Source organism: Frankia sp. AiPs1 (assembly GCF_023716945.1).
Classification (GTDB): domain Bacteria; phylum Actinomycetota; class Actinomycetes; order Frankiales; family Frankiaceae; genus Frankia.
In genome coordinates this window covers 1-3430 of record NZ_JAMQQF010000618.1, presented here as the reverse complement: position 1 = coordinate 3430, position 3430 = coordinate 1, and the positions used below count along the sequence as shown (strand labels likewise).

Below are 3430 nucleotides of genomic sequence, written 5' to 3'. Positions count from 1 at the left end.
GCTCGCGCTGCTGCTGGTCGTGCTGCGCCACCGGCGCCAGGGCACGGAGACGCTCGACTGACGACCCCTGCCGGGAGATCCGGCCACCGGACGCCCGGGCACGTGTGGGACTGACCCCACGTGCCCGGGCGGTTGCCGTCGCCCGGGCGGTTCAGGACGGCGCGGCGCGGTCGGCGGGATCGGCACGGTTGACGGGATCGGCGCGGTCGGTGGGGTCCGGCGCCGGCGCCGGGTCCGGCACGCGGTAGCGCACCCGCAGGTCGCGGACCCGGCTGTCCCGGTCGATGCGGATCTGCTCGCGGCCCACGTCCGCATCGGCAAGATCGGCGGCGACCCGCAGCGAGGTGCCGATCTCGTCGCGGCGCCGCACGTACTGGCCGTAACGATCGGCGGCGCCTTCGGCGAGGGCCTGAGCGAGCTCGCCACGGCGACGCGCGGTCTGGCCGATCTGCAGGGCGTCGACCTCGTCGGTCGTCTCCCCCTGCCACTGGACGAGCCGCTCCCGGCGCCGCAGCTCCGTCTGCTCCAGCGTTCGCTTGAACATCAGCGGACCGAGGTCGATGCCGAGCAGCAGCAGGGTCAACACCGTGCGCCAGAGCAGCACGGACCGGTCGGCGGCCGTCAGCCGCCAGAACGCCTTCTCCCGGATCAGCAGGTCGTCGGCGGCGTCGACGGTGGCGGCCTGCTGATCGCGAAAGCGCGCGCGCCGGGTGTCGCGGGACTGGTCGAAGGCGTCCAGGCGGGCCTGGGCGGCATCGCGCTGGCCGGTCGCGGTGGTCACCGCCGCGGTCGCGGCACCGAGCTCACCGAGCTTGATCCGGTACACCGGCCCCTCGCCACTGAGACAGCCGTCGCCCCCGGTGAGCTGGCAGTTCACCTCGGCGGTCTTGCCGGTGACGAGGGCATGGGTGTCGTCCAGTACCTGCTGGCGGGCGGTGAGATCGTCGCGCAGGGCCCGCTGCTCGCCGAGCTGGTTGGCATCCCAGCCGCGCAGCACCCGGCCGAGATCCTCCTGCCGGATCTGGGTGACCCGCGGCGCGATCGACGGCGCGAAGATCTGCAGAAGCAGCGTCTCCCCGACGAGCAGCGCGGCGCAGACGGCGATGAAGATCCTCATGGCGGTGGCCGGCCCGGCCCGGCCCACCCGGACGGACCCGTCCGGACCGTGGCGGTACGGGCGGGTGGACAGCAGCACCGACCGGTCGAGGAAAAAGATCACCGTCGCGTAGAACAGGCCGAACGGGAGCGCGCCGAGGGTCGAGCGGTGCAGGCCCATTCCGGCGACGGTGGACCCGGCGTAGATGGCGAGCCCGGCGGTCAGCAGCATGAGTGCACCGGCGGTGACGAACCGGGGCCGGTCCTGCGGACCTGCCGCGCGGCTGTCCGCGCCCGCGCAGAAGACGAGGAGGTCCCCGAAGGCACGCGGATAACCTGGCCATACGCGAGAAATCGGCCTACCCCCTCGTCGGCGCCCCGGTGGCTGCGGCCGGTCCGGGGCCCGCAGCCAGCGTCTCCCGCAATGTAACTCTGAGTAATCGATCCGGCCATCCCCGATCGGTTCTCGGGCGGCCCTGGTGCGGCGTCCACGGCCGGCGTGCGAATCTGACCGGTGCGGACGCCCGGCAGCGAGGGAGGAACAGCGGTGGGACAGATCAAGGTCGTGGTCCAGCGGGCCGTGCCCGGCACGCCTGCGCAGATCGTCGCGAAGCTCGCCGACTACCAGGGCGCCCGGGCCCGGTCCTGGCCGGAGAACGTCTCGGAGTACCGGGTGCTGGCGGGCGGCACCGGTGCGGGCAGCCGGATCGCCTACCGGCTGCAGGCCACCCGCAAGCGGGTCCGCCAGGTCGACGCGACGGTGTCCGCACCGGATCCGACCACCCTCGTCGAGGCGGACCAGAACTCCTCGCTGCAGACCCGGTGGCAGGTGGCGCCTGGCGCCGGCGAGCGGCAGAGCACGGTCACGGCGACCACCACCTGGGACGGCGCCGGCGGGGTCGGCGGCTTCTTCGAACGCACCTTCGCTCCGATCGGCATCCGCCGGCTGAACACCGCGGTCCTGGAGAAGGTCACGGCTCTTGCGGACTGACCTCCGCCGCCGCCCCTCGCACCGGGCCGGCGGCCGCCATCACCAGACGCGCGCGAGGACGTTACTGACGTAGCCGTTCATCCGGTCGAGTTTTGGTTTGTCAGCCGGATCGGTGGCGGACAGTTCGCCCTGGGCCCACTGCGCGGCCCAGGTCGGGACATTGTGCGCGGCAATGACGTACAGCCAGTTGCGGCCCCAGCGGTCCGAATCAAAGCGTTCCCGCATCGCCCGGGCGGTGGAGTCAAGCGCCCAGAAGGGATCGAGCGCCCGGGCGGTGGTGATCTCGGGAAGCGTCGTGTTCCACTGGCACAGTCCGAAATCCGAGTTGGTCCAGTAGCCGACCGCGCCGGGATCCCAGTTGCTCTCGATGGTGGTGATACCGCGCAGAAGTCCGCGAGGGACGGTGTACTTCAATGCGTAACGGTCGGCAATCGGCATGAACAACGCGTAGGACGTCTCCTTGTTGACGAATCCCGCCGGGCTACGCTCGACCGCCGGCAGGTACATGTCACGGTTGATCACCGGCTGCAGCTTCTCCTGGAAGGCGATGACGGCCGCCCTGGTCGTGGCGGTGAAGCGGCCGTCGGTCGGGACCGGGGTACCCGGACCGCCGTGCCAGTTCAACGCCCGACTGAGCGCCGTGACGCCCGCCCGGACGGCAAGGATGTCCGCGTCGGTGCTGCCGGCCGGCGGGGCCTCCCCCGCGCCGTCCCCGAAGCACCGGCCCGGCCGGGTGGCGGAACCGCCACCCGCCGGGGCCACGGTGCCACCCCGGCCGTCCGTCGGCCAGGCGCCGCGCCCGACCCGGGTCCGCTCCTGTGAGGTCACCGCCGTCTCCCTCCTCCGCCGGGCGTGCGCACCGCGGCGCCCCGACCGGTCAGACGTACATGAACATGCGCACGGTCGTGCCGGCGTGCCCCGAGCGGAGCTGGACGAGATCGCAGAGCTGGTTGACGAGCCACAGCCCCCGCCCGCCGCTGAGGTCGAGGTCCGGACGCCGTCGCCCGGCGAGCCGGTCGGCAAGTCGGCCGGAGTCGGTGACCTCGCAGATCAGGCAGCCGTCGGCGGTCCAGAAGCGCGCGATGCCCTGTCCACCGCCGTGACGGACACTGTTCGTCGCGACCTCGTGCACGGCGAGTTCGAGGTCGCCGGCCCGGTCCTCCCCCAGCCCGTCGGCGAGGGCGGCGCGGGTTGCCGCCGCGCGGACCAGACCGAGGTCTCCCCGGCCGAACGCCACCTCCGCCCGCGGCGGGCCGAGGTCCGACAGCGGCTCGGCGAGTGGATCCGGTCGGGTGGCCGCGCCCGGCCGGGCAGGCGGGTCTGCCGGCTCGCCCGGCCCGGCAG

Annotated in this window: 4 protein-coding genes; 1 reads left to right on the top strand and 3 read right to left on the bottom strand. The window is 73.1% G+C overall.

Annotation, left to right across the window (positions count from 1 at the left end; translation table 11 throughout):
* Nucleotides 1-151 precede the first annotated feature (151 nt).
* Entirely contained in the window at nucleotides 152-1327 is a 1176-nt protein-coding gene (locus ND748_RS28360) for a DUF4407 domain-containing protein (protein WP_251749254.1), read from the bottom strand.
* A 315-nt stretch (nucleotides 1328-1642) separates the two neighbouring features.
* Here ND748_RS28360 and ND748_RS28355 point away from each other — a divergent pair, with 315 nt between their 5' ends.
* Nucleotides 1643-2086, top strand: a complete 444-nt coding sequence (locus ND748_RS28355; protein ID WP_251749253.1) for an SRPBCC family protein — start codon at nucleotides 1643-1645, stop codon at nucleotides 2084-2086.
* 39 nt (nucleotides 2087-2125) lie between these two features.
* Here the strand turns inward: ND748_RS28355 and ND748_RS28350 are convergent, their stop codons facing one another.
* Together ND748_RS28350 and ND748_RS28345 are read right to left on the bottom strand one after the other, a co-directional pair.
* Complete coding sequence (locus tag ND748_RS28350) at nucleotides 2126-2914, bottom strand: peptidoglycan-binding protein (RefSeq protein ID WP_251749252.1); 789 nt, start codon at nucleotides 2912-2914, stop codon at nucleotides 2126-2128.
* A gap of 49 nt (nucleotides 2915-2963) precedes the next feature.
* On the bottom strand, nucleotides 2964-3430 hold a 467-nt coding region (locus ND748_RS28345), incomplete at its 5' end, for an ATP-binding protein (protein WP_251749251.1).